Origin of the sequence: Pseudomonas nitroreducens, from assembly GCF_010994165.1 — a bacterium.
GTDB lineage: Bacteria > Pseudomonadota > Gammaproteobacteria > Pseudomonadales > Pseudomonadaceae > Pseudomonas > Pseudomonas nitroreducens.
Genome location: NZ_WMBX01000001.1, coordinates 961,544 through 987,322 on the forward strand (window position 1 = coordinate 961,544; position 25,779 = coordinate 987,322).

The following is a 25,779-nucleotide window of genomic DNA, read 5'->3' on the forward strand; positions in this document are numbered from 1 at the left end:
GCCCACAGGGGCCGGCGCGTGAACTTCACGGAGAATCACCATGCGCAACATGCGTACCCTGGTCGGCGCCGCAGTGGCCCTGGCCCTGTCCGCCGGCAGCGCCCTGGCGGCGGTTTCCCCGCAGGACGCGGCCAAGCTGCAGTCGAGCCTGACCCCGCTGGGCGCGGAAAAGGCCGGCAACGCCGCCGGCACCATCCCGGCCTGGACCGGCGGCATCACCCAGGCACCGGCCGGCTACAAGCCGGGCCAGCACCATATCGACCCGTTCGCCGCCGACAAGCCGCTGTATACCATCACCAAGGCGAACCTGGACCAGTACAAGGCCAACCTGACTCCGGGCACCCTGGCGCTGTTCGCCACCTACCCGGACACCTTCCAGATGCCGGTGTACCCGAGCCGCCGCAGCGGTTCGGCGCCGCAGTGGGTGTACGACAACACCCTGAAGAATGCCACCAGCGCCAAGCTGGCCGAAGGCGGCAACGGCTTCGTCGATGCTTTCGGCGGCATCCCGTTCCCGATCCCGCAGAACGGCGTGGAAGCGGTGTGGAACCACATCGCCCGCTACCGCGGCACCTACGTCGTGCGTCGCGCCTCCGAAGTGGCTGTGCAGCGTAACGGCGACTACTCGCTGGTGACCTCGCAGCAGGAAGCACTGTTCAAGTACTACATCCAGGGCAAGAGCTTCGCCGACCTGAACAACCTGCTGTTCTACTACCTGTCGTTCACCAAGAGCCCGGCTCGCCTGGCCGGTGGTGCCGCACTGGTCCACGAGACCCTCGACCAGGTGAAGGAGCCGCGCCAGGCCTGGGGCTACAACGCCGGCCAGCGCCGCGTGCGCCGTGCGCCGAACCTGGCCTACGACACCCCGATCGCCGCCGCCGACGGCCTGCGTACCGCCGACGACACCGACATGTTCAACGGCTCGCCGGACCGCTACGACTGGAAGCTGATCGGCAAGAAGGAAATGTACATCCCGTACAACAACTACAAGGTTTCCAGCCCTGAGGTTAAGTACAAGGATCTGCTGACCCCCAACCACCTGAACCCGAAATACACCCGCTACGAACTGCACCGCGTGTGGATCGTGGAAGGCACCCTGAAGCCGGGCGCACGCCACATCTATTCCAAGCGCGTACTGTTCCTCGACGAGGACAGCTGGGGCGCCGCCGAAGTCGACCAGTACGACGGTCGCGGCGAACTGTGGCGCGTATCGCTGGCGTACCTGAAGAACTACTACGAGCTGCCCACCACCTGGACCGCTCTGGATACCTTCCACGACCTGCAGGCCCGTCGCTACCACGTACAGAACCTGGACAACGAAGAGCCGACCACCATCGACTTCAGCCAGGCCGTACCGGACGACTCCTACTTCAGCCCGTCCGCACTGCGTCGCCGCGGCACCCGCTGAGTTCGCTTCGTGCGTGAAAGAGCCCGCCCCATGGCGGGCTTTTTTATACCTGCGCGAAAGCGTGAGGGCGTGAAAGTGTTACCGCTCCACCCGCGGGAAGCCGCCACCCGCGCGCCTTTCGGGCGAGATGGCAAAATGCACTCATCCTTTCGAGTGAGGCGCCCGGGGCTTAACAAAAGATAACGTGCCGTTAATTGTCAGCCCCGGAAAAGGCTGGCTATATAGCTCCAAACTACATACCGCCTGCATAAGAAAAAGAGGTAAAGGCATATGCGTGAGCCCCTGTGGCGCACTTCGAGCGAGCAGCCCGTATCGGGAGTGCGAAGCTCCTTCCCGATGTCGCGCAAGTCGATTTCCCTGCTCGGCGCGTTTTCCTTCCTGATGATGTCCCTGGCTCCGCTGCATGCCGTCGCCGCAACGGACGCCGCCAGCGATGCCAACTCGATCATTTCCGCCAAGGCCTCCAGCAGCCTGCTGCTGAGCATCGCCCATGCCGGCAAGCGGCTGGTCGCGGTGGGAGACCACGGGCACATCCTCTATTCCGACGACGCAGGCAAGAGCTGGACCCAGGCCACCGTGCCGACCCGCCAGCTGCTGACCTCGGTGTTCTTCGTCAACGACAAGAAGGGCTGGGCCGTCGGTCACGACGCCCAGGTCCTGGCCACTACCGATGGCGGCACCACCTGGGTGCGCCAGTTCGAGGACCTCAAGCGCGAAGCGCCGCTGCTGGACATCTGGTTCCAGGACGAGAACCACGGTGTGGCCGTGGGCGCCTATGGCGCGCTGCTGGAAACCACCGATGGCGGCAAGAGCTGGGAAGACGTCAGCGATCGCCTGGACAACGAAGACCAGTACCACCTCAACGCCATCACGGCGGTGAAGGATTCCGGCCTGTTCGTGGTCGGCGAGGCGGGCAGTATGTTCCGCTCCAAGGACTGGGGCCAGACCTGGGAAAAACTCCAGGGCCCCTACGAGGGCTCGCTGTTCGGCGCCACCGGCACCACCCACGCCGGCACCGTCCTGGCCTACGGCCTGCGCGGTCACCTGTTCCGCTCGACCGATTTCGGCAGCACCTGGCAGCAGGTCAGCCTGCCCACCGCCAATGGCGGAGCGCTGGAGTTCGGCCTCTCCGAAGGCAGCCTGCTGGATGACGGCACCATCGTCGTCGTCGGCCACGGCGGCAGCGTACTGGAAAGCAAGGACGACGGCGTCAGCTTCAGCGTCGTCAACCGTCCGGACCGCCTCTCCCTCGCGGGCGTGAGCGCGGCCGGCGATGGCAACCTGGTGCTGGTCGGCCAGGGCGGTATCCACCTGGCTTCGGCGACCGGTGCCGAGCTGACAGAACAACAATAAGCCGGGGAGCCGCAATGAACGCTCTGAACAAACACGAACAGGACAAGGCGACTTTCCTGGAACGCATCATCTTCACCCACCGGCCGTTCGTGATCATCGCGTGCCTGCTGGTGACCGTCTTCCTCGCCTGGTCGGCCACGCAAGTGCGCCCGTCCACCAGCTTCGAGAAGATGATCCCGCTGCAGCACCCGTTCATCCAGAACATGCTGGAGCACCGCAACGACCTGGCCAACCTCGGCAACACCGTGCGCATCTCGGTGGAAGCGGTGAACGGCGACATCTTCACCAAGGAATACATGGAGACGCTGCGGCAGATCCATGACGAGGTCTTCTACATCCCCGGCGTCGACCGCTCCGGCATGAAGTCGCTGTGGAGCCCGAGCGTACGCTGGACCGAAGTGACCGAGGAGGGCTTCGCCGGCGGCGAGGTTATCCCGCAGACCTACGACGGTTCCGCCAAGGCTCTGGACCTGCTGCGCAACAACGTGCTCAAGTCCGGCCAGATCGGCCGCCTGGTGGCCAACAACTTCAAGTCGAGCATCGTCGACGTGCCGCTGCTGGAGGTCTACCCGGACCCGAAGGACCAGGGCAAGCTGATGAAGCTGGACTACCGCCAGTTCTCCCATGAGCTGGAAGAGAAGATCCGCGACAAGTACCAGCTGCAGAACCCCAACGTGAAGATCCACATCACCGGCTTCGCCAAGAAGGTCGGTGACCTGATCGACGGCCTGCTGATGGTGGTCGGCTTCTTCGGCATCTGCTTCGTCATCACCCTGGTGCTGCTGCTGTGGTTCACCAAGTGCGTGCGCTCCACCATCGCCGTGCTGTCCACCACCCTGGTGGCGGTGATCTGGCAACTGGGCCTGCTGCACATCATCGGCTTCGGACTGGACCCGTACTCGATGCTGGTGCCGTTCCTGATCTTCGCCATCGGTATTTCCCACGGCGTGCAGAAGATCAACGGTATCGCCCTGCAGTCCAGTGATGCGGAAACCCCGCTGCTGGCCGCCCGCCGCACCTTCCGCCAGCTGTTCCTGCCGGGCATGATCGCCATTCTCGCGGACGCCGTCGGCTTCATCACCCTGCTGGTGATCGACATCGGCGTGATCCGCGAACTGGCCATCGGCGCGTCCATCGGCGTGGCGGTGATCGTGTTCACCAACCTGATCCTGCTGCCGGTCGCCATTTCCTACATCGGCATCAGCAAGAAGGCGGTGCAGCGTAGCAAGGAAGACGCCGTGCGCGACCATCCCTTCTGGCGCGCGCTGTCCAACTTCGCCAGCCCGTCCGTGGCGCCGATCTCCGTGGTCATCGCCCTGGCGATGTTCGCCGGCGGCATGTGGCAGGGCCATCACCTGAAGATCGGCGACCTTGACCAGGGTGCGCCGGAACTGCGTCCGGACTCGCGCTACAACCTGGACAACGACTTCATCATTCGCAACTACTCGACCAGCTCCGACGTGCTGGTGGTGATGGTGGCGTCCGAGGCCGAAGGCTGCTCCACCCACAAGACCCTGTCCGCCATCGACGAGCTGGCCTGGCGCCTGGAGAACACCCAGGGCGTGCAGTCGGCCATCTCCCTGGTCACCGTCTCCAAGCAGATGATCAAGGGCATGAACGAAGGCAACCTGAAGTGGGAGTCGCTGTCGCGCAACCAGGACGTGCTGAACAACTCCATCAGCCGCGCCGAAGGTCTGTTCAACAGCAACTGCTCGCTGGCGCCCCTGCTGGTGTTCCTCAACGACCACAAGGCCGAGACCCTCGACCGCGCCGTGGCTGTCGTGCAGGACTTCGCCAAGGCCAACGAGAAGGACGACCTGAAGTTCAAGCTCGCCGCCGGTAACGCCGGTATCGAGGCCGCCACCAACGACGTGATCAAGCACTCGGAACTGACCATCCTGATCCTGGTGTACATCTGCGTGGCAGTGATGTGCCTGATCACCTTCCGCTCCTTCGCCGCGACCCTGTGCATCGTGCTGCCGCTGATCCTCACCTCGGTGCTGGGCAACGCGCTGATGGCCACCCTGGGCATCGGCGTGAAGGTAGCGACCCTGCCGGTGATCGCGCTGGGCGTGGGTATCGGCGTGGACTACGGCATCTACATCTACACCCGCCTGGAGTCCTTCCTGCGCCAGGGCCTGTCCCTGCAGGAGGCCTACTACGAGACGCTGAAGTCCACGGGTAAAGCCGTGCTGTTCACCGGCCTGTGCCTGGCCATCGGCGTGGCTACCTGGATCTTCTCGGCGATCAAGTTCCAGGCCGACATGGGGCTGATGCTGACCTTCATGCTCCTCTGGAACATGTTCGGCGCCCTCTGGCTGCTGCCGGCGCTGGCGCGCTTCCTGATCAACCCGGAGAAGGTGCGTCAGAAGAAGGCTTCGATCCTGGTTCACTGATCGACGCTCGAGCAATAAAAAACGCGGCCCTCGGGCCGCGTTTTTTTATGCTCCTACGCGCAGGGCGGATCACGGCAGGATGGCGAAGACCCGCGCCGGGAAGCCCGTGCCCTGGGCAATCTTCGGGAAGCTCACCACCGCCAGCGCGCCGGCCTCGGGCACCTTGTCGAGGTTGGCGAGCAATTCGATCTGGTAGTGGTTGGTGCCCAGGATGTACGACTCCAGCGAATAGTCGTCCTTGCTGGTAGCGATGCCGGGATCGGTATCCGTGGTCTCGTGGCCGGAGGCAGTGATCTTGCGCGTCTCGTAGAGATACACCAGCGCCTCCTTGCTCCAGCCCGGATAGTGCGCCACACCCTTGGCGTCCTGGTTCTGCATCTTCGCCTGGTCCGGCCAGCGCTGGGACCAGTCGGTGCGCAGCGCCGCGAAGGAGCCTTCCGGTACCGGGCCATGCTTGGCTTCCCAGGCCTTCACATCGGCCAGGGTCAGCACGTAGTCGGGGTTCTTCGCCACCTGCTCATGGATATCGAACACCACCAGCGGCAGGAACTGCTCCTTCACGTCGAGTTGATCGACGCTGCGCAGGCCCTTGTGGAAGTGCACCGGCGGGTCGACGTGGGTGCCCCACTGTCCGACGTGGCTGTACAGCTCCACCTGGAAACCGTCCTTGTCCACGGTGTAGAGCGTCTTGCGGCCCATGGGCTCGAAGCCTTTCCAGTGCGGTGTATTGCTGTCGAACGCGTGGGTCAGGTCGACCCAGTCGTGCTGCCTGAGGCTGGCGTAGGTATCCCACAGACCCGGCTGGGCGGCGTGGGCCGACAGGGCAAGAAATGGCAGCAGGGTGGCGGCGAATAGCAGGGTGGGGCGGCGTTGCATGGGTCTGATTCCTTGACGGGGATAGGAGAACGCGCCTTATCTTTCTCCATCGCTCGACCCGCGATCCAATTCTGAATTCTGCTTTTCTTATTCATTTTCGTTAGGAGACCTCATGTCCTTCCAGCTCATCGAGTACGCCGAAGCCAGCCCAGAAATCCGCGCTGTCTATGACGACATCATGGAGACACGCAAGATCGACTGGGTGAACAACTTCTGGAAAGCGTTGGCCAACCACCCGCAGACCCTCAGGCGCACCTGGGAAAGCCTCAAGGAGGTGATGGGGCCGGGTCAGCTCGATCCGCTGGTGAAGGAGTTGATCTACGTCGCCGTCAGTGTCACCAACAACTGCAACTACTGCATCGGCTCCCACGGCGCGGCGGCGCGCAAGGCCGGGATGGACGACGCGATGCTCGGCGAGCTGATGGCCGTGGTGGCCATGGCCAACGAGACCAACCGTCTTGCCATTGGCTACCAGGTGCCGCTGGACGATGTGTTCAAGGGGGCGGTGATGGAGCACAGCGGCAGTTGAGATTGTTCGCGAAGCTCGCTCCTACCAAAAGCGCTCCGGCGCGTGCCTGTAGGAGCGAGCTTGCTCGCGAACCCAGGCCGGCGATGGATGCTCAGGGTACTGGTGCCGACAACCGCTGCATCGCCTTCACCGGTGTGCCATCGCTCCAGCGCCCCATGGACAGCTGCGCCGGCCCCCCGCCCAGCGCGTAATCGCGGTCCTGGCCGTAGAAGGCCGCATCGCACAATGCATCGAACAGCTTCCACGGCCCGAACCAGTCCATCGCATCGGTCGCCAGGGCGTTGTGGGCTGAGGGTTGCCCTTGTTTCAGACGCTGCTTCACGCGCTCCTGCACGCGGTTGAGCAACCAGCTGGAAGAGTCGCTGGGCGGGTAGCGCGGATCGAAGCGCGGTGCGGTCGGCGCCGCATGGTTGGCCAGCAGGGGCGGGCTGCCGTGGCGGTCGCTGCGCAGCAGGAGCAGGTCCTTGTTGCGCGGCGCGACCTGGGTGCTTTCCGAGTAGATGCGCTGAGCGTCATCGCAGGCAACGCGCTCGTCCTCATCACCACAAAGCGCCAGCAGCAAGGTGCCGGCGGGGATGTTGGCCAGCGGTTCCAGTGGCACCTGGCGCCAGCGTGGGCCACTGCTCTTGCCCGGCTCCACCGCCATCAGCGCACGCGGCTCCGGTATGCCCAGCCGTTGCCAGGAGGCGGCGAGCCCGCTGGCGATCAGGCCACCCGCCGAATGGCCGACGTAGGCGACGTGCTCCAGCTCCGGCTTCACTCCCAGCTTGCCCGCCTGCAGATCGGCGATGGCGCGGCGCACGGAGTCGGCTGCGTTGGGCAGGAACTCCGCCGCAGGCGTCTTCAGCGTCGCCTGGTAGCGCGGGTAGATGAGGATGGCGCCACGCCGGACGATGTGCTCGATCCAGGCGCGATAGAGGTCCGGCTGCATGACGCTCCAGCCGTGGGTGAAGACCACCACAGGCGCGCTGGCGGGGGCGGGCCGCTCCGGAGTGAACACCCAGTATTCGTTGCCCTCGGCCGAGAAGTGCCACTGGTGCACGTCGGCATGGGCGTAGTTCGAACCGCCGGGGCCCTGCAACGGCTGGGTCGGTGGCAGGGCCTCGGCTGCCTGCAGCGGGCCGGCCATGAGGAGATTGCAGATCAGCAGCAGGCCGGCGGCCAGCGCCGGAATCAGCCGGTGGGCGGGCATGGACGCATCTCTGGCGGGGATGCCACCAGCATAGCCGTCAGCGCGGATAGAGCGGCGGCAGGCTGCTGGCCTCCGGCGCCGGCGGTGCGTCCGGGTCGGCACCGGGCAGGGTGCGGATGGCGCGCCAGAGGTCTTCGCCCTGCCAGTTGCGTCCGCCTTCGCTGTCGCTGTAGAGCGCACCGTTGAGGCCATCCAGCGCATCGGACAACGGCACGAAGCGCGCTGCCATGTCGGCCAGGGTTTCCGGTTGTTGCCGGGCCCAGGCATCCAGCGCCTGGCGGGTGGCATGCGAGTCGTTGGCCTGGCAGGCGCGGCGCAATTCATCCAGCAGGGTGCGGGTGCTCGGGCCGGCCTGCGCCACGCGAATGACCGCCGGCTGGCTGCGGGCGCGCCACCACAGGGCGAAACCGAGCAGGGTGGTCAGGCTGAGCAGTGCGCAGGCGAGCTGCCAGGGCCAGAGCAGCGTGTCGCTGACTGCCGCTTCGCTGGGGGCAGCGGGGGCCTCGGTGTGTTCTTCCAGTTGCGCGTTGGCGGCGACTTGCAGGGTGCGCGCCGGCAGGCTGGTGCGCTCGACCCGGCGCTCCTGGGTATTCCACCAGACCACTTCCACCGGCGGCAGCTCGACCGGGCCGGCCTTGTCGGCGATCAGCGCTTCGCGTTCCTCGCGGCTGCCGATCATGCCCTGGTCACTGCTTTCGTTGGCCAGCTGCGGCTGGTCCGGGTAATGGCGCAGGCCTTCGGGCAGGGTGACCGGCAGCGGCGGCAACTGGGCGCCGGACAGGCCATCCACGCGCAGCATGATGTTGCGGGTCAGCGATTCGCCGGCCTTGGCTTCCTCGGGCTGCGGGCTCCAGGTCTCGCTCAGGCTGAGCGAGCGAGCCGGCAGCCAGGGTGCGTCCTTCGGGTAGTCCGCGGGCTTGGGGTCGATCTGCAACGGGATGCTCGGCGAGGTGACCAGCACCTGCTTGCCCGGCTGCGGGCCGAACGGGTTGTAGTCATCGTCGTTGCGGCGCTGGGCGACCTGAGTGGCCTTGAAGGTCTGGCCGGGGATCTCCAGGGTGCCGCTCTTCTGCGGAAAGATCGCGTAGCGCACTTCGATCACGCCATGGCGAACGCCGTTGATGTCCTTCTCGTAGGTGCGTGGCTCGCCCAGTTGCTCGACGCGGGCGTCGTTCATGCGCAGCGGGCTGAGGCTGCTGTCGTCGTACAACGACACCGAGTGGTAGATGCGCAGGGTGAGGATGACCTGGGCCTGCACCCAGCTTTCCTCGTGGTCGACGCTGGCGTCGATGAACACCGGCGCGAGCTTCTGTCCCTCGGCGCTGTCCTCGGCCTTGAGCACATCGAGGCTGATCGGCTCGCTGGCGTTGCCGCCCAGGTGGATCGGCGGGATTTCCACCTTGCCTTCGCTGCGTGGCTGCAGGGTGATGATCCAGCGCGTGGTGGCCTGGGCCTTGCCGTTGAGTGTGGTGAGGCGGTTGACCTGGCGGGTGCCCAGGACCACGAAGTGCTCGTCCAGCGGTTTCAGGTCGGGCTTGCCGAACAGCGTCGGGTCATCGGACTCCAGCGTCAGCTCGACACTCTCGCCCTGGTTCAGGCGCGCACGGTCGACGCTGGCGGTGAAGCTGGCCTCGGCGCGGAAGGCGGCGAGGCAGAGCAGGGTCAGGCAGATCAGCCTTTTCATGGGTTGGGTTCCTGGCGCTGCTGCTGTTGCTGGTACCAGAACTTGCGACGCAACAGTTCGGACGGATCGTCGGGAATCTGCCGCAGCCACTGTTCCAGGGCCTGACGGCGCTCGTCTCCCAGTGGACCGGCATCTTCCGGGTTGGTTTCCTGATCTTCGCGAACGTCGCCGTCGGGCTTGTCGGCCTGGCTGGTGGTGGGTTTGTCGGCTTCCTGCGATGGGGTCTTCGCCGCCGGTGCCGGTTGTGAGTCACGTTCGCTGGCGTTGTCTTCCTCGTGCTGCTGATCCTGAGGCTGGGCGCCCTGGGGATCGCTGCTCTGTCCGGCGTCGTGGTTTTCTTCGGGGGGCTGGTCGGTGCCGTCGCCGGGCGGATTGTCCTTGCGTTGGCGCAACAGGTCTTCGAGGAGGGCTTTGTTACGCTTGGCGGCCTCCAGGTCGGGGTTGCGTTCAAGTGCCTGGTCGTAGGCGTCGATCGCGGCTTCCAGCTCGTTCTGTTTCGCCAGGGCGTTGCCGCGGTTGTAGTGGTCGGCGGCCTCGTCACCCTGGGCGAAGGCCTGGGCGGCGTCGACATAATCGCCGGCTCGATACAGGGCCAGCCCCTTCCAGCGGAAGTCAGCGAAGCGCTCGGCCGCCTCGGCCGGCTTGCCGGCGTCGAGCAGGCGCTGGCCCTGCTGGTCGGGGCGCAACCAGAGATCGTTCAACTCGAAGGCATTGGCGTCCTGCGGCGGCGCCCAGAGCAGCGGCAGCCACAGCGGCAGGCTGAACAGCCAGCCGCGCCGCCCGGCGCAGGCGGCGAGCAGGAGCAGGGGCAACAGCAGCCAGTAGCCCTGGTCGGCCCAGCGCTGCAGGCGCAGCAGTGCGTCTTCCTCGCTGACCTGCAGGCCCTGGGTGTTGTCCAGCAGGCCGAGGGAGCGCAGGTCGCCGCTGCTGGCGCGCAGGCGCTGGAAGCGGCCGCCCATGTCGGTGGCGAAGACGCGCAGCCCATTCTCGTCCAGGCGTGGCACCAGGATGTTGCCCTGGTCGTCCTTGAGGAAGGTGCCGTCTTCCTGGGCGATGGGGGCGCCGCCGGGCGTGCCCACGGCGAGCAGCAGCAGATCCTTGCCCTTGCCCTTGAGCGCCTGGCGAATGCCCTGGCGTTCGCGGGCGTCCAGCGCACTGGTGAGCAGCAGGATCCGGCCGTTGCCCTCAGCGCCGTTGTCGAGCAGGCGTCGCGCCTGGGCGACGGCAAGGTCGGCGCGCTGGCCGGGCTCGGGCATGATCGAGGGTTTGAGGGCGTCGAGCAGGTTGCATGCGGTGCCCAGGTCATTGGACAGCGGCACCAGCGTGTGGGCGCTGCCGGCGTAGACGACGATGGCGGTCTGCGCGTCGCTGCGTGCCTGCAGGAGGTCGAGCAGCTTGCGCCGGGCCTGTTCCAGGCGCGTCGGCTTGAGGTCGGTGGCGAGCATCTGCGGTGTGAGTTCCAGCACCACCACCAGCGGGTCGCTGCGTTCCATGGTCGGTTGCTCCACCTGCTGCCAGCTCGGGCCGAGCAGGGCAAGCACCGCCAGCAGCCAGGCGATGCCCAGGTAGATCCACGGGCGGCGTTCATGACGGCCGTTGCCGCCGGCCAGCAGCCAGGGGTGGAAGGCCTGGGGCAGCAGCAGCTGCCAGCGGCCGGCGCGGCGCTCACGGTGCCAGAGCTTCCACAGCAGCCAGCCGAGCGGCAGCAGCAGGATCAGCCACAGCGGGTGCAGCAGGTGCGGCCAAAGGTTGCTCATGGCCGGCGCTCCTTCTGCAGGCGCGCCATCCAGGCCGGCCAGCGCCAGTCCTCGGGCGGCCACAGCGTGCCCACCACCAGCACTGCGCTGATCAGCAGTGCCAGCAGCAGCGGCCAGCGGTACAGCGCGATGGCCGGGCGCGCCTGGGTCGGCTTCTGTTCCACCGGCTCGAGCCGGTCGAGGCTGTCGGAGATGCGCTGCAACTCTTCGCCATTGCGTGCGCGGAAGTACTCGCCGCCGGTGCTTTCGGCGATGGCTTTGAGCGCCGGCTCGTCCAGGTCCAACCCCGGGTTGAGGCCGAACAGTCCGGCGACGCCGCCCTGCTTGGGATCGGCGCCGATGCCGATGGTGTAGACCTTCACGTGCTCGTCGGCGGCCAGGCGTGCGGCGGTCTGCGGGGATATCTCGCCGGCGGTGTTGGCGCCATCGGTGATCAGCACCAGCACGCGGCTCTCGGCCGGGCGCTGGCGCAGGCGCTTGACCGCCAGGCCGATGGCGTCGCCCAGGGCGGTGTCCTTGCCGGCGATGCCGATCAGCGCTTCGTCCAGCCAGATGCGCACGGTGTGGCGGTCGAAGGTCAGCGGCGCCTGCAGGTAGGCGCGGGTGCCGAACAGGATCAGCCCGACGCGGTCACCCCGGCGACCTTCGATGAAATCACCGAACAGTTTCTGCACGGCGTGCAGGCGACTGACTTCCGCGCCGTCCCAGGTCATGTCGGCGTAGTCCATGGAGCCGGAGACATCCACCGCTAGCAGCAGGTCGCGGCCGGTGGCGGGGATCGGCAGTGGCTCGCCGACCCACTGCGGGCGTGCCGCGGCCAGCAGCAGGCAGAGCCAGAGCAGGGCGAAGGGCGCCTGTTGGCGCCAGGCCGGCAGGCGCGCACGGGCACGGCGGCCGGCGAGCCCTTCGAGTTCCTTGAGGAAGCTGACCTTGAGCGCCGCCTCGCCATTGTCGGCCGGCGGCAGGATGAAGCGCATCACCCAGGGCAGCGGGGCGAGCAGGAATATCCACGGCCAGGCGAATTCAGACATGCTTGCGCACCCAGGTTTCCACGGCGGCGGCGAGGCCGTCGATGGCCTTGTCGTCCAGCTTGCACTCGGCGCGGTAGCCGCCTTCCACCAGGATCATCCAGCGGGTCAGGCCGGCGGCCGGGCAACGGGTGTCGAGAAACGCCAGCCAGGCGCGGCCGCTCAGGGTATGGCTGTGGCTGTCCGGCCAGCGGGCGCGCGACAGTCGTTTGAGCAGGCCATTGAGCGATTGCAGCCAGGGGCCGGCCGGCGCGCGGTCATAGGGGCGCGGCAGGCGCTTGAGTTCTTCCAGGGCGGCTTCGCGCAGCGGGTCCAGCGGGGCTTCTGTGGCCACCTTGGCCTTGCGTCTGGGCAACCAGCGCTGGCGATTGCGCCACAGCAGCCAGAGCAGAAGCGGCAGCAGCGCGGCGAGCAGCCACCAGCCAGGCGCCGGGGGCCACCAGGGCACCGTCGCCGGTTCGATCAGCGGTTGCAGTTGGTCGAGGGGATTCATTTGGCATAACCCGGCTGATGCTGTTCCAGCAGGTTGCGCAGCTGCTCCACCAGTTCTTCCTGGGTGGTCAGCGGCAGCAGCGGCACGCCAAGGCGCAGTGCAAGGCGCTGCCAGCGCTCGCGGCGGGCCTCGCCGAGGGCGCGGTAGGCCAGGCGCTGCTCGTCGATGTGGGTGTCCAGTTCCAGCTGTGCCTGGCCCTCGGCGAACCTCAGCAATCCGGCGGCGGGCAGGGCGTGGTCGAGCGGGTCGGATACCGGCAGCATCACCAGGTCGGTGTGCCGCGCCAGCAGGGACAATTGCTGCTCGGCCACGTCGCTGAGCGCGCGCTCGTCGCACATCACCATGATCAGGCTGCCGGGACGCAGCACCTCGCGGGCGCGGCGCAGGGCCATGCCGAAGCCGTCGCCGTTGTGGCTGAGGTTGGAGCCGGCGAGCAGGGCGTTGTTGGCGCGCACGATCAGGTTGAACAACTGCAGCAGGCTCTGTTTGCTGCGCCGTGGCTTGATCTCGTGGCATTCGCTGTCGGTGAACACCAGCCCGCCGATGCGGTCGTTGTGCGCCAGCGCGGCCCAGCCGACGAAGGCCGCGGCACGGGCGGCGAGCACGGACTTGAACGACTGCCCGGAGCCGAAGAACATCCGCGCGCTCTGTTCCACCAGGACGTAAACCGGGCGCTCGCGCTCTTCATGGAACAGCTTGGTGTGCGGCTCCTGGGTGCGCGCGGTGACGCGCCAGTCGATGGTGCGCACATCGTCGCCGGCCTGGTACACGCGCACCTGGTCGAAGTCCACGCCACGGCCGCGCAGGCGCGAGTGGTGCAGGCCGATCAACGGGCTGCGCCGCGAAGGCGTGGAAAACAGCTGGACTTCGTGCAGGCGGTGACGGATCTCGATCAGCTCGCCAAGGGAAATCGCGACGCCAGGCGCCAGGACGTTGTGCATGTCAGGCGACGGCGACTACGTCGAGGATGCGCTGGACCACGCGGTCCTGGTCGATCCCGGCGGCTTCCGCCTCGAAGGTGAGGATCAGGCGGTGGCGCAGCACATCGAAGAGCATCGCCTGGATGTCCTCGGGGCTGACGAAGTCGCGGCCGGCCAGCCAGGCGTGGGCACGCGCGCAACGGTCCAGCGCGATGGAGCCCCGCGGGCTGGCGCCGTAGGACAGCCATTCGGCCAGTTCGGCGTCGTACTTGGCCGGGGTGCGCGTGGCCATGATCAGCTGGACCAGGTATTCCTCCACGGCGTCGGCCATGTACAGGCCGAGGATTTCGTGGCGCGCGGCGAAGATGGCTTCCTGGGTGACCCGGCGCTCGGGCTTGGTTTCGCCATTCAGCGCTTCGCCGCGGGCCTGCTGGAGGATGCGGCGTTCAACGGAAGCTTCCGGATAACCGATCTTCACGTGCATCAGGAAGCGGTCGAGCTGGGCCTCGGGCAGCGGGTAGGTGCCTTCCTGCTCGATGGGGTTCTGCGTGGCCATCACCAGGAACAGCGGTGGCAGGTCGTAGGTGCTGCGGCCCACGCTGACCTGGCGCTCGGCCATGGCTTCGAGCAGCGCGGACTGCACCTTGGCCGGCGCGCGGTTGATTTCGTCGGCCAGCACCAGGTGGTGGAAGATCGGCCCCTGCTGGAACACGAAGCTGCCGTTCTCCGGGCGATAGATCTCGGTGCCGGTGATATCCGCCGGGAGCAGGTCGGGGGTGAACTGGATGCGGTGGAACTCGGCCTCCAGGCCTTCGGCCAGGTCCTTGATCGCCTTGGTCTTGGCCAGGCCCGGCGCGCCTTCCACCAGCAGGTGGCCGTCGGCGATCAGGGCGATGAGCAGCCGCTCGATGAGCTTTTCCTGGCCGAGGATCTGGCTGGAGAGATACTGGCGCAGTGCAAGGAGCGACTCACGATGTTCCATCGCGTGGATTTCCTGGACGAAGGGTGGGGCTGTCGGGCCGCCTACTTTACTGCATCGGCCGTCACTCTTGCAGCGCTGCGCTTCGAGCCTTGTGCGGCGCTAGTGGTTCCTGAGTTGCCCGGCCGCCAGGCAGCGGGGTCAGCAGGCGCAGGGAAGTATTGGGGTTGAGCTGGCGGCGCATGTCGCGTGCGCCGCCGTGGACCACTGCGAAGCGGTAGACCCAGGCCACCAGGCGCGGCATGCCGGCGTCCAGCAGCATGCGGTGGAACAGCTCGTCCGCCTCGGCCTTGGTCACCGGGGCGACATTGAGGAACTGGTACAGCGCGTCATGCACCAGGCTGGCGTGGTGCGCCACCGGCCAGAACATCACGCGTTCCTGCTGCTGGCCGTGGCGCAGGCACTGCACGCTTTCCAGGTGCTCCCACCAGTCCGGCGTGCCAAGGGTCGCCATCCAGAAGAACGGCACTTTCGGCGAGCAGCCGTCCCAGGCATAGGTGCGGGTGCAGCCGAAGTCGTAGCTCACGGTGCCGGCGTTCAGGTCGACATGGGCGGGGCCGGGGTTGATGACGATGCGCCCGTCATGCACCACCAGCCACTCGCTATAGAAGTAGCGGCCCTTGAACAACGGGTCTTCGCGGACCAGCGGGAAATCGATGTAGTTGATCCACGGGCCGTTGCGGTCGCGGCTGCAGAATCCCCACTCGTCCACCGAGCGTTCCCGCGCGGCCTGCACCCGGCGCAGACGTTCGCCCCGGCCGACGATGCGCGGCAGCAGCACGCCGAGATAGACCGGGACCGCGCCGATCAGCAGCGGCTGCACGGCTTCGTCGAGGAACAGCCAGGCCGCCACGAGCAGCGCCGCGCCCAGCAGGGTGACCAGCAGGTTGTCCAGGTGGCGCAGCAGCGGGCGGCGCAGGGGCGGGTGGCGTTGCATGGCGTCCGTTCCAGGCGAGGGGTCGCCATGATAGCGCTTTGATATTTCCTCGGGCAGTTGCGGAACGATCGTGCCGCAAATTCTGTCGTTTCCCCAGAGCGTGGTGGCTGCATGCCGTTGAACGAATATGTCGCAGCCCCGTAAGCCAGCGGCGGCCCAGTCCCGATAAGCTCGGTGGGATCGGTGACCGCCCGGTCGGGGCTGTCAGTCGAGGGTCACACTGCCCGGCTATACCTGTGGCCCGACACAAGACGATATGCGTTCTACGCTCAATCCAATAATTCGAGCCCAGCGGAGTAACAACATGGCGTTCTTCACCGCAGCCAGCAAAGCCGACTTCCAGCAACAACTGAAAGCGGCCCTGGCGCAGCACGTCGACGACAAGGGTCTGCCACAAGTGGCCCTGTTCGCCGAGCAGTTCTTCGGCTTCATCTCCCTCGACGAATTGACCCAGCGCAGGCTGTCCGATCTGGTCGGCTGCACCTTGTCTTCCTGGCGCCTGTTGGAACGCTTCAACCCCGCCCAGCCGATCGTCGCGGTGTACAACCCCGACTATGAAAAGCACGGCTGGCAGTCGACCCACACCGCCGTGCAGGTGCTGCACCCGGACCAGCCGTTCCTGGTCGACTCGGTGCGCATGGAGCTGAACCGCCGCGGCTACAGCATCCACACCCTGCAGACCAACGTGCTCAGCGTGCGCCGCAATGCCAAGGGCGAGTTGCTGGAGATCCTGCCCAAGAACAGCACCGGCAAGGACGTGCACCAGGAATCGCTGATGTACCTGGAGATCGACCGCGTCTCCCAGACCGGCGAACTGCGCACCCTGGAGAAGGCCCTGCTGGAAGTGCTCGGCGAAGTCCGCCTGGCGGTCGCCGACTTCCCGGCCATGCGCAGCAAGGCCGAGGAGCTGCTGGCCTGGCTGGGCAAGTCCAAGGTCAAGGCCCGCGCGGAAGAGACCGCCGAAGTGCGTGCCTTCCTCGAATGGCTGCTGGACAACCACTTCACCTTCCTCGGCTATGAAGAATTCACCGTGCAGGAGGAGGCCGATGGCGGCCACCTGGTGTACGACGACAAGGCTTTCCTCGGCCTGACCAAGCTGTTGCGCGCCGGCCTTAACAAGGAAGACCTGCACATCGAGGACTATGCGGTGGCCTACCTGCGCGAGCCGGTGCTGCTGTCCTTCGCCAAGGCCTCCCAGCCCAGCCGCGTGCACCGCCCGGCCTATCCGGACTACGTATCGATCCGCGAGATCGACGCCAAGGGCAAGGTCGTCCGCGAGTTCCGCTTCCTCGGCCTGTACACCTCGGCGGTCTACGCCGAGAGCGTGTTCGACATCCCGTTCATCCGCGGCAAGGTCGCCGCCGTCCTGAAGAACTCCGGCTTCGACAGCAAGGCGCACCTGGGCAAGGAGCTGGCGCAGATTCTCGAAGTGCTGCCGCGCGACGACCTGTTCCAGACCCCGGTGGACGAGCTGTATGCCACCGCCATGTCCATCGTGCAGATCCAGGAACGCAACAAGATCCGCCTGTTCCTGCGCAAGGACCCCTACGGTCGCTTCGCCTACTGCCTGGCCTACGTGCCGCGCGACATCTACTCCACCGAAACGCGGATGAAGATCCAGCAGGTGCTGATGGAGCGCCTGAAGGCCAGCGACTGCGAGTTCTGGACCTTCTTCTCCGAATCCACCCTGGCCCGCGTGCAGTTCATCCTGCGCGTCGACCCGAAGAACCGCATCGACGTCGATGCTGCCCAGTTGGAGCAGGAAGCCATCCAGGCCTGCCGTTCCTGGCAGGACGATTACGCCGCACTGGTGCTGGAGAACTTCGGCGAAGGGCAGGGCAACAACCTGCTGGAAGACTTCCCCAAAGGCTTCCCGGCCGGCTATCGCGAGCGCTTCGCCCCGCACTTCGCCGTGGTGGACCTGCAGCACCTGTCCAGCCTGGGCGACAGCCGCCCGCTGGTGATGAGCTTCTACCAGCCGCTGGCCCAGGGTGAGCAGCAGCTGCACTGCAAGCTCTACCACGCCGACACGCCGCTGGCCCTGTCGGACGTCCTGCCGATCCTGGAGAACCTCGGCCTGCGCGTACTCGGCGAGTTCCCCTACCGCCTGCGCCACACCAATGGCCGCGAGTACTGGATCCACGACTTCGCCTTCACCTACGCCGAGGGCCTGGACGTCAACATCCAGGAACTCAACGAGACCCTGCAGGACGCCTTCGTCCACATCGTCAACGGCGATGCGGAGAACGACGCCTTCAACCGCCTGGTGCTGACCGCCGGCCTGCCGTGGCGCGACGTGGCCCTGCTGCGCGCCTACGCGCGCTATCTCAAGCAGATTCGCCTGGGCTTCGACCTGGGCTACATCGCCAGCGCGCTGAACGCCCACGTGGACATCGCCCGCGAACTGGTGCGCCTGTTCAAGACCCGTTTCTACCTGGCCCGCAAGCTCACCGCCGAGGACCTTGAAGACAAGCAGCAGAAGCTGGAACAGGCGATTCTCGCGGCCCTGGACAACGTCCAGGTGCTCAACGAGGACCGCATCCTGCGGCGCTACCTCGACCTGATCAAGGCGACCCTGCGTACCAACTTCTATCAGCCCGACGCCGCCGGGCAGAACAAGAGCTACTTCAGCTTCAAGTTCAACCCCAAGGCCATCCCGGAAATCCCGCGGCCCACGCCCAAGTTCGAAATCTTCGTCTACTGCCCGCGGGTGGAAGGCGTGCACCTGCGCTTCGGCGACGTGGCCCGTGGTGGCCTGCGCTGGTCCGACCGCGAGGAGGACTACCGCACCGAAGTGCTGGGCCTGGTGAAGGCGCAGCAGGTGAAGAACGCGGTGATCGTGCCCACCGGCGCCAAGGGCGGCTTCATCCCGCGCCGCCTGCCGCTGGGTGGTTCGCGCGATGAGATCCAGGCCGAGGCCATCGCCTGCTACCGCATCTTCATCTCCGGCCTGCTGGACATCACCGACAACCTCAAGGAAGGCAACGTCGTGCCGCCGGCCAACGTGGTCCGCCACGACCCGGACGACCCCTATCTGGTGGTGGCGGCGGACAAGGGCACCGCGACCTTCTCCGACATCGCCAACGGCATTTCCGCCGACTACAACTTCTGGCTCGGCGACGCCTTCGCTTCCGGTGGCTCCGCCGGCTACGACCACAAGGGCATGGGCATCACCGCCCGCGGCGGCTGGGTCTCGGTACAGCGCCACTTCCGCGAGCGCGGCATCGACGTGCAGAAGGACAGCGTCACGGTCATCGGCATCGGCGACATGGCTGGCGACGTGTTCGGCAACGGTTTGCTGATGTCCGACAAGCTGCAGATGGTCGCGGCCTTCAACCATATGCACATCTTCCTCGACCCCAATCCGGACCCGGCGGCGAGCTTCGCCGAGCGCCAGCGGCTGTTCAACCTGCCGCGCTCCAGCTGGGCCGACTACGACGCCTCGCTGATCTCCGCCGGCGGCGGCATCTTCCTGCGCAGCGCCAAGAGCATCACCCTGACCCCGGAAGTGCGCGCGCGCTTCGACATCGACGCCGAGCGCCTGACCCCGACCGAGCTGATCCACGCGCTGCTCAAGGCGCCGGTGGACCTGCTGTGGAACGGCGGCATCGGCACCTACGTGAAATCCAGCGATGAAACCCATGCCGACGTCGGCGACAAGGCCAACGATGGCCTGCGCGTGGACGGCTGCGACCTGCGGGTGAAAGTGGTGGGCGAGGGCGGCAACCTCGGCATGACGCAACTGGCGCGGGTCGAATTCGGCCTCAATGGCGGCGCGTGCAACACCGACTTCATCGACAACGCCGGTGGTGTGGATTGCTCCGACCACGAGGTGAACATCAAGATCCTGCTCAACGAGGTGGTGACCGCCGGGGACATGACCAGCAAGCAGCGCAACAAGCTGCTGGCGGAAATGACCGACCAGGTGTCCGACCTGGTGCTGGGCAACAACTACAAGCAGACCCAGGCGTTGTCCCTGGCCGAGCGCCGTGCCCGCGAGCGCATCGCCGAGTACAAGCGCCTGATGAGCGACCTGGAAGGCCGCGGCAAGCTGGACCGCGCGCTGGAATTCCTGCCTACCGACGAGGGGCTCGCCGAACGCATCGCCGCCGGGCAGGGCCTGACTCGGGCGGAACTGTCCGTGCTGATTTCCTACAGCAAGATCGATCTGAAGGAGCAGCTGCTGGGCTCGCTGGTGCCGGACGATGACTACCTGACCCGCGACATGGAAACGGCCTTCCCGCAGACCCTGGTCGACACCTTCGGCCCGGCCATGCGCAGGCACCGCCTGAAGCGCGAGATCGTCAGCACGCAGATCGCCAACGACCTGATCAACCACATGGGCATCACCTTCGTGCAGCGCCTGAAGGAGTCCACCGGCATGACGCCGGCGAATGTGGCAGGTGCCTACGTGATCGTGCGCGATGTCTTCCACCTGCCGCACTGGTTCCGCCAGATCGAGGCGCTGGACTACCAGGTGCCGGCGGAAGTGCAACTGACCCTGATGGACGAACTGATGCGCCTGGGCCGCCGCGCAACGCGCTGGTTCCTGCGCAGCCGCCGCAACGAGCAGGATGCCGCCCGTGACGTGGCGCATTTCGGTCCGCGCATCGCCGCCCTTGGCCTGAAGCTCAACGAACTGCTCGAAGGCCCGACCCGCGAGCTGTGGCAGGCGCGTTACCAGGCCTATGTCGACGCCGGTGTGCCGGAGCTGCTGGCACGCATGGTCGCCGGCACCAGCCACCTCTATACCCTGCTGCCGATCGTCGAAGCGGCCGACGTCACCGGCCGCGACCCGGCCGACGTGGCGCGCGCCTACTTCGCCCTGGGCAGCGAGCTGGAACTGACCTGGTACCTGCAGCAGCTCAGCTCCCTGCCGGTGGAGAACAACTGGCAGGCGCTGGCCCGCGAGGCCTTCCGCGACGACCTGGACTGGCAGCAGCGGGCAATCACCGTCTCCGTGCTGCAGATGCAGGACGGTCCGGCGGAAATCGATGCGCGCGTGGCACTCTGGCTGGAACAGCACGCCCCGATGGTCGCCCGCTGGCGCGCCATGCTCGTCGAGCTGCGTGCTTCCACCAGCACGGACTACGCCATGTACGCCGTGGCTAACCGCGAGCTGCTCGACCTGGCGCAGAGCAACCAGCAGGGTGTGTGCCCTGTGTGATGCGCGAGCCTGATTGACGTTTTGATGCTCCAGCCCCGCCAAGTGCGGGGCTTTTTTTGCCTGGATCTGCAAGTCTGCCTGCGCGGGAACGGGGCGTATTCGCAGGCAAGCGCTTCTGCGAAGAGCGTTCCGCAGTTTGACTGGGCTGTAGGTGTGAGCCTGCTCGCGAACAGTTCTTAGGGCTTTGGCTCTGAAGGATTTCCAGGCAAATGTCCGGGCGGGCCGAAGTGTCCCTTGCAGGAGGCAGAAGGGCCCGGGTATTGCTCGCGAAGCGCAAAACGGGATGGAGGGGCGAGAAACCTGCCTAGCTTACGTCGCTTGGCCAGGCAGGGGACATGACACGGACGCTGCGCGCCTTTCAAAGGGGCGCAAAACCCCCATCAGAAGCAAGAGCATCGCGGAGAGGCAGAACGACAGCACTGGCCCGTCGGGGGCGTCCAGCGGTAGTCAGGAACACGACGAACGCGAAATCAGCTCCCGCTCCGCCCATCCTCGCGGGGCTCGGTCAGAGCCCGGCGGTACTTGGCGTACAGCTCATCGGACATGTTGCTGGTTCCCAGCATCTTCAGCGCGAAGGACTTCACCTGTTCGTTGCTGTAGGGCTCCTGCTGCGGAGCGGGCTGACTGGCGCACCCCACCAGCCACAGGGGCAGGGTCAGGGAGAGTAGGGCGAGGGCACGGTTCATGGATTCACACGCAGGCTGGTTCGGGATGGTTGTCAGGCTATCAACCGCTCGAGGTGAGCAGAAATCATCCCGTTCGATAGTGGGTATCGTTTCTGGCAACTTCGGACGCTTTTGTCTGACGGAAAGTTCCCTGCCTGCGGTGTTTTACGGCGAATGCAGATATGCTTTCCGGCTGTTCATCTCTCTTCAGGACTCCCTCATGAAAGCGCAACTCGTCGAACTCCTCACGCTGATCAGCTCCGGCTGCCTGGCGGAGGAAGAGATCCAGCAGATCGCCGACGAGGCCTCGCAGGCCTATGCCGATCCGGCCGCCTTCCTCGCGGCCAATGCAGACATCAACTACGACGACAGCTTCCCCATTCCCCTGGGCGAATGGGTCGTGGTCGGCAGCCTGCCGGAAATCGTGCTGTTCATGGGCGACAGCTACGAGGAGCTGTTCGGCGAGATCCGCGCCTCCTTCGACCCCAGCGTCAATTTCGTGCTGCAGGCCAAGCAACTGCGCAAGGCGGATCCGCTCACCGCGCTGAATCGCATCCAGACCCAGCTCGGCGCGCTGTATCCGGAAAAGGGCGGGTACGTGCTGGTGGATTTCAGCGAGCCGCTGGATACCGAACTGCAATGCGTGCTGGTGTATCGAAACGACCTTGAGCGCTTCATGGCACTTTGCGTGGAAATCGGCATTCCTGCCAAGCCAGCGTTGCAGGCCGCCCAGGAAGCGGATCAGGACTGATCGGCCTGGGTCATCAGGAGCAGGGCGGCCAGGTCCACCAGGGTCTGGCCACCGATGCAGCGCGAGGGAAGGTCTCCCTGCTCGATCCAGCGTTGCACAATGGCTTGGCGATCACCCAGGCCGATCAGCTGTGCAAAGCGCTGCGGCGTCACGTAATAGCCACCCGCGAGCAAGTCCGGGGTGAATCCTCTTCCCTGCCTCATCTCGTGTCCCGCACCATCATGCCCCTTGATCCACGGGCTTGCGCCTCGGTCTGGATAGCCAATTTATCCTAGTAGTTGGGGTGTTTTTCGGGGCCTTCGCAGTCTCGGAGATGGACGACACATGATAAAGAAACGTTTCCTGTTCACCGCAGGAGAGAGACTACGGGCGCTGCGCTCGCTGACGGGGTTGTCGCGCCGCGCCTTCGCCGAGACGGTCGGCATGAAGGCCAAGGATGTGGAGAATATCGAGTACGGCAACCAGCGCATGCGGGACCTGGATTTCCAGAAGGTCTGCAGTGTGTATCCGGATTTCAGCCGCTGGATCACCTATGAAGGGCCGATCGATCCGGCCGAGGTGAGCTGGAAGGTGGAAGATTCCGCTCAGCGGGCAGCGGTCTACCTGGTGAAGCGCAATCCGCAGCTGTTGGCGACGGCGGGACTCAGTCTCGAGGAGTGGCAGGCCAGGCATCATACGATGCTGGAAAGCCTGGACGAGGAAGAGCGTCAGCTCCACGAGGATGCGCCTGAGGTGTGACGCCGCGGGTCAGTTTTTGCTGCCGACATCGCGCAGGTAAGTGATCACATCCTGTGCTCCGGCCTCTTGCAGTCCTTGGCCGAAGGCATCCGACGCTGGATTGTCCCTGGGCAACAGGAGGCTCTCCGGAGTTTCCGAGTTGAACAGGCCGAAGCGCGCATAGGGCATGCCGGTTTCCAGCAGCAACTCCATGAAAGCGGCGTCGCTCCAGGCTCTGGACGGCATGGCCAGCATGTGGAAGTCGCGCTGCAGTTCATCCAGGACAGAAGCCTGCAACGCGAAGCGCTGGATTCGCGCGGGCAGGACGATCTCCAGCCCGCGGCGGCGGGCATAGACCACCGCGTTGGCCAGTTCGCAGGGGTGATTATCGTCGTCCCAGAACAAGCGCTCACCGTGCCAGCCGGCGCTGCGTAACTGCAGTTGCGTCTTGCGTTCGAAGCCGGGCAGGGCCACGCCCAGGACCTTGGTGAAATCGTTGTAACTGATGATGCGCACCTTGCGACACTGCTCGCAGTTGGAAAGCTCCTCGAGCCCTGCAAGCGAGCTGTCGATGAGGCCGCGGCAGCACAAGCCGTCGATGCTGCGCATGTCGACTGCGGGATGTTCCTCGTGGCGGCTGCTTACCAGGCGCTTGAGTACGGCGTGGATGCGCGCCTTGTCCTCCTGCACGGGGCCGGAGAGCGCTCCGCGCGGCAGGTCAATCAGCCGGTACAGTGGCGGCCCGGACTGCCAGCCGAGGCCGGCGGGCCAGTCGGGTAGCGGTTCGAAGGGCAGGGACAGGCTCCGGCTGCGTTCGACGATGTTCCGTCCATCGGCGCTGCCGATGCCCAGGCGTTGGGCAAGGGCAGCCAGCCGACTGGTCACGCTGCGGGGGCGAGGTGGTTGACTCATGGACGACGCAAGACTCCCGATGGCCGACTGGTCAGTGCAGGAAGCGCCGGGCCGGATGCGCGGCGTATTGCCCTAAGCATAGAAAACCCTGGCGCCGTTGGGCGCATGCGTTGTGGCAAAATTCTTTCCTTCACTTCCGGGAGGCCTCCATGGCTTGCGTTGTGCTGGATATTTCTCTGTCGGCGGATCGGCTGCAGGCGCTCTATCGCGGGCATGCCAACCGGGTACAGGTACGTAGCCGCGATGGCCGGCAGGTCAACCTGCCTGCGCATCACCTGCGTCCATTCGTCACTCACTCCGGAGTGCACGGCAGCTTCGAGCTGGAATTCGATGATTCCGGGCGGCTGCTGGCGCTGCGTCGCCTCGCCTGAGCGAGGGCAGGCTGGCTATAATAGCGCCCCATTTTGCCGACCGATGCCCGACCATGTACAGCCTGGCCCGCGAGCTCCTGTTCAAGCTCTCCCCGGAAACCTCCCATGAATTGTCCATCGACCTGATCGGTGCCGGCGGCCGCCTGGGCCTCAATGGCCTGCTGACGCAGGCGCCCAGGAGCCTGCCGGTGAAGGTGATGGGCCTGGAGTTCGCCAATCCCGTGGGACTGGCGGCAGGCCTGGACAAGAACGGCGATGCCATTGATGGCTTCGCCCAGTTGGGCTTCGGTTTCGTCGAGATCGGCACCGTTACCCCGCGTCCGCAACCGGGCAACCCCAAGCCGCGCATCTTCCGCTTGCCGCAAGCCACCGCGATCATCAACCGCATGGGCTTCAACAACCACGGCGTCGATCACCTGATCGAGCGGGTCAAGGCGGCGAAGTACAAGGGCGTGCTAGGCATCAACATTGGCAAGAACTTCGATACCCCGGTCGAGCGCGCGGTGGATGACTACCTGATCTGCCTGGACAAGGTCTACCCCCACGCAAGCTATGTCACGGTCAACGTCAGCTCGCCGAACACCCCCGGCCTGCGCAGCCTGCAGTTCGGCGATTCGCTCAAACAGCTGCTCGAAGCACTGCGCCAGCGCCAGGAAGACCTGGCCGTGCAACATGGCCGTCGTGTGCCCCTGGCGATCAAGATCGCCCCGGACATGAGCGACGAGGAAACCGCGATGGTCGCGGCTGCGCTGATCGAATCGGGCATGGATGCGGTGATCGCCACCAACACCACCCTTGGCCGCGAAGGCGTCGAGCACCTGCCGTTCGGCAACGAGGCGGGCGGCTTGTCGGGCGCTCCGGTGCGCGAGAAGAGTACGCACATCGTCAGGGTACTGGCCGGCGAACTGGGTGGTCGCCTGCCGATCATCGCGGCCGGCGGTATTACCGAAGGCGCGCATGCAGCGGAGAAGATCGCTGCGGGGGCGAGCCTGGTGCAGATCTATTCCGGCTTCATCTACAAGGGCCCGGCGCTGATTCGCGAGGCAGTGGACGCTATTGCAGCGGCCAAGCGGGCGTAAGGACGGGGAGCAGAAATAAGTAGGGCTCCTTTCGGAGCCCTTGGGCTTGCGCCCTTTTCCGCCCGGATGGGGCGGCTTGGGGAAGTCGTGGGTGACCCTGGATTCAGCCTGTTGCGTGCTGCAATTGGTTCACTCGTTGAATACCGGCGGCGCCGGTCAATCCATCCCAGTTGTCACCGCGGCCCTCACGCCAGCCGTTGAGCCAGGATTGCCGGGTGGTGGGATGGGTAAACGGACAGAGGTCGCGAGATTTTCCAGTAATGCCGTGCTGATAACCGCGCAAAAAGGCTCTTTCCAACGGATCACGCTTAAGTCTTCTCATAGGGTGTTGCCCTCACTTGTTGACTGTTATGTCCCGTTGGCCCCCCAGGGAGGCCGGGCGGAATGTTCCGCCAAATGGGGCGCATTGCCGGCGTGACGCGCCCCGCCCGACACCATTGCGGTGAAGGATTACCCCGAGTTCTATCGAAAGGTTCCGGGGCTGTGAATGACCAATTTGTCATAAGGACGTAACTCTTATGGGTTCAAGCCATAAGGTTCGCCCGGTTTGCAAAATGCCAGTACG

At 65.7% G+C, this 25,779-nt stretch carries 22 protein-coding genes; 9 read left to right on the forward strand and 13 right to left on the reverse strand.

Going from position 1 to position 25,779, the window contains the following annotated elements:
- The first annotated feature begins 40 nt into the window (after positions 1 to 40).
- The 3 genes from GJV37_RS04610 to GJV37_RS04620 all read left to right on the forward strand — a co-directional run bounded on the left by GJV37_RS04610 (position 41) and on the right by GJV37_RS04620 (position 5,157).
- Positions 41 to 1,408 carry a DUF1329 domain-containing protein gene (locus tag GJV37_RS04610; RefSeq protein ID WP_024765105.1) on the forward strand — a complete coding sequence of 456 codons (1,368 nt, stop codon included), beginning with the start codon at positions 41 to 43 and terminating at the stop codon, positions 1,406 to 1,408.
- Positions 1,409 to 1,678: 270 nt separating this feature from the next.
- A complete protein-coding gene (locus tag GJV37_RS04615) occupies positions 1,679 to 2,761 on the forward strand; it encodes a WD40/YVTN/BNR-like repeat-containing protein (protein WP_037012043.1) in 1,083 nt (360 codons plus the stop codon).
- Between the two features lie 14 nt (positions 2,762 to 2,775).
- Positions 2,776 to 5,157: an efflux RND transporter permease subunit gene (locus tag GJV37_RS04620; RefSeq protein WP_038803711.1), complete on the forward strand. Its 2,382-nt coding sequence runs from the start codon at positions 2,776 to 2,778 to the stop codon at positions 5,155 to 5,157.
- A gap of 69 nt (positions 5,158 to 5,226) precedes the next feature.
- On the opposite strand, the gene GJV37_RS04625 is transcribed toward GJV37_RS04620, so the two are convergent.
- Positions 5,227 to 6,033 (reverse strand): cyclase family protein, encoded by an 807-nt coding sequence (locus tag GJV37_RS04625; RefSeq protein ID WP_169889669.1) that lies wholly within the window; start codon positions 6,031 to 6,033, stop codon positions 5,227 to 5,229.
- Positions 6,034 to 6,145: 112 nt separating this feature from the next.
- Between GJV37_RS04625 and GJV37_RS04630 the strand changes: the two genes are divergently transcribed.
- Positions 6,146 to 6,562, forward strand: a complete 417-nt coding sequence (locus GJV37_RS04630) for a carboxymuconolactone decarboxylase family protein (RefSeq protein ID WP_193452175.1) — start codon at positions 6,146 to 6,148, stop codon at positions 6,560 to 6,562.
- Positions 6,563 to 6,653: 91 nt separating this feature from the next.
- Here GJV37_RS04630 and GJV37_RS04635 read toward each other — a convergent pair whose 3' ends face one another.
- From GJV37_RS04635 to GJV37_RS04670, 8 genes are all read right to left on the reverse strand, one after another.
- The gene (locus tag GJV37_RS04635; RefSeq protein WP_193452176.1) at positions 6,654 to 7,754 is read right to left on the reverse strand and encodes an alpha/beta hydrolase fold domain-containing protein; all 1,101 of its coding nucleotides are present in this window, start codon (positions 7,752 to 7,754) and stop codon (positions 6,654 to 6,656) included.
- A gap of 37 nt (positions 7,755 to 7,791) precedes the next feature.
- On the reverse strand, positions 7,792 to 9,438 hold the full coding sequence (locus GJV37_RS04640) for a BatD family protein (RefSeq protein ID WP_193452177.1): 1,647 nt from the start codon (positions 9,436 to 9,438) through the stop codon (positions 7,792 to 7,794).
- Entirely contained in the window at positions 9,435 to 11,195 is a 1,761-nt protein-coding gene (locus GJV37_RS04645; protein ID WP_193452178.1) for a vWA domain-containing protein, read from the reverse strand. Before GJV37_RS04645 ends, GJV37_RS04640 begins: the two co-directional genes overlap by 4 nt.
- Entirely contained in the window at positions 11,192 to 12,226 is a 1,035-nt protein-coding gene (locus GJV37_RS04650; protein WP_193452179.1) for a vWA domain-containing protein, read from the reverse strand. The genes GJV37_RS04645 and GJV37_RS04650 overlap by 4 nt, the downstream gene beginning before the upstream one ends.
- Positions 12,219 to 12,716: a DUF4381 domain-containing protein gene (locus GJV37_RS04655; protein WP_024765097.1), complete on the reverse strand. Its 498-nt coding sequence runs from the start codon at positions 12,714 to 12,716 to the stop codon at positions 12,219 to 12,221. The genes GJV37_RS04650 and GJV37_RS04655 overlap by 8 nt, the downstream gene beginning before the upstream one ends.
- The gene (locus GJV37_RS04660; RefSeq protein ID WP_024765096.1) at positions 12,713 to 13,657 is read right to left on the reverse strand and encodes a DUF58 domain-containing protein; all 945 of its coding nucleotides are present in this window, start codon (positions 13,655 to 13,657) and stop codon (positions 12,713 to 12,715) included. Before GJV37_RS04660 ends, GJV37_RS04655 begins: the two co-directional genes overlap by 4 nt.
- 1 nt (position 13,658) lies before the next feature.
- A complete protein-coding gene (locus tag GJV37_RS04665) occupies positions 13,659 to 14,618 on the reverse strand; it encodes an AAA family ATPase (RefSeq protein ID WP_038803712.1) in 960 nt (319 codons plus the stop codon).
- Between the two features lie 61 nt (positions 14,619 to 14,679).
- The gene (locus GJV37_RS04670) at positions 14,680 to 15,552 is read right to left on the reverse strand and encodes a DUF1353 domain-containing protein (protein ID WP_193452180.1); all 873 of its coding nucleotides are present in this window, start codon (positions 15,550 to 15,552) and stop codon (positions 14,680 to 14,682) included.
- Positions 15,553 to 15,856: 304 nt separating this feature from the next.
- Between GJV37_RS04670 and GJV37_RS04675 the strand changes: the two genes are divergently transcribed.
- The gene (locus tag GJV37_RS04675; protein WP_024765094.1) at positions 15,857 to 20,719 is read left to right on the forward strand and encodes an NAD-glutamate dehydrogenase; all 4,863 of its coding nucleotides are present in this window, start codon (positions 15,857 to 15,859) and stop codon (positions 20,717 to 20,719) included.
- A 470-nt stretch (positions 20,720 to 21,189) separates the two neighbouring features.
- On the opposite strand, the gene GJV37_RS04680 is transcribed toward GJV37_RS04675, so the two are convergent.
- Positions 21,190 to 21,405: a hypothetical protein gene (locus tag GJV37_RS04680; RefSeq protein ID WP_037012057.1), complete on the reverse strand. Its 216-nt coding sequence runs from the start codon at positions 21,403 to 21,405 to the stop codon at positions 21,190 to 21,192.
- A gap of 199 nt (positions 21,406 to 21,604) precedes the next feature.
- Between GJV37_RS04680 and GJV37_RS04685 the strand changes: the two genes are divergently transcribed.
- The gene (locus GJV37_RS04685) at positions 21,605 to 22,135 is read left to right on the forward strand and encodes a hypothetical protein (RefSeq protein ID WP_024765093.1); all 531 of its coding nucleotides are present in this window, start codon (positions 21,605 to 21,607) and stop codon (positions 22,133 to 22,135) included.
- On the opposite strand, the gene GJV37_RS04690 is transcribed toward GJV37_RS04685, so the two are convergent.
- The gene (locus tag GJV37_RS04690; RefSeq protein WP_024765092.1) at positions 22,126 to 22,338 is read right to left on the reverse strand and encodes a MerR family transcriptional regulator; all 213 of its coding nucleotides are present in this window, start codon (positions 22,336 to 22,338) and stop codon (positions 22,126 to 22,128) included. The genes GJV37_RS04685 and GJV37_RS04690 overlap by 10 nt on opposite strands.
- A gap of 121 nt (positions 22,339 to 22,459) precedes the next feature.
- Here GJV37_RS04690 and GJV37_RS04695 point away from each other — a divergent pair, with 121 nt between their 5' ends.
- The gene (locus GJV37_RS04695; protein WP_226045352.1) at positions 22,460 to 22,873 is read left to right on the forward strand and encodes a helix-turn-helix domain-containing protein; all 414 of its coding nucleotides are present in this window, start codon (positions 22,460 to 22,462) and stop codon (positions 22,871 to 22,873) included.
- 9 nt (positions 22,874 to 22,882) lie between these two features.
- On the opposite strand, the gene GJV37_RS04700 is transcribed toward GJV37_RS04695, so the two are convergent.
- Positions 22,883 to 23,764, reverse strand: coding sequence for a DUF6685 family protein (locus GJV37_RS04700; RefSeq protein WP_170858359.1), 882 nt, complete (start codon positions 23,762 to 23,764; stop codon positions 22,883 to 22,885).
- Positions 23,765 to 23,913: 149 nt separating this feature from the next.
- Between GJV37_RS04700 and GJV37_RS04705 the strand changes: the two genes are divergently transcribed.
- Positions 23,914 to 24,135 carry a DUF2835 domain-containing protein gene (locus GJV37_RS04705; RefSeq protein ID WP_024765089.1) on the forward strand — a complete coding sequence of 74 codons (222 nt, stop codon included), beginning with the start codon at positions 23,914 to 23,916 and terminating at the stop codon, positions 24,133 to 24,135.
- A 53-nt stretch (positions 24,136 to 24,188) separates the two neighbouring features.
- Positions 24,189 to 25,214: a quinone-dependent dihydroorotate dehydrogenase gene (locus GJV37_RS04710; RefSeq protein WP_065084931.1), complete on the forward strand. Its 1,026-nt coding sequence runs from the start codon at positions 24,189 to 24,191 to the stop codon at positions 25,212 to 25,214.
- 103 nt (positions 25,215 to 25,317) lie between these two features.
- On the opposite strand, the gene rmf is transcribed toward GJV37_RS04710, so the two are convergent.
- Complete coding sequence (rmf, locus tag GJV37_RS04715; protein ID WP_081519407.1) at positions 25,318 to 25,536, reverse strand: ribosome modulation factor; 219 nt, start codon at positions 25,534 to 25,536, stop codon at positions 25,318 to 25,320.
- Between the last annotated feature and the right edge of the window lie 243 nt (positions 25,537 to 25,779).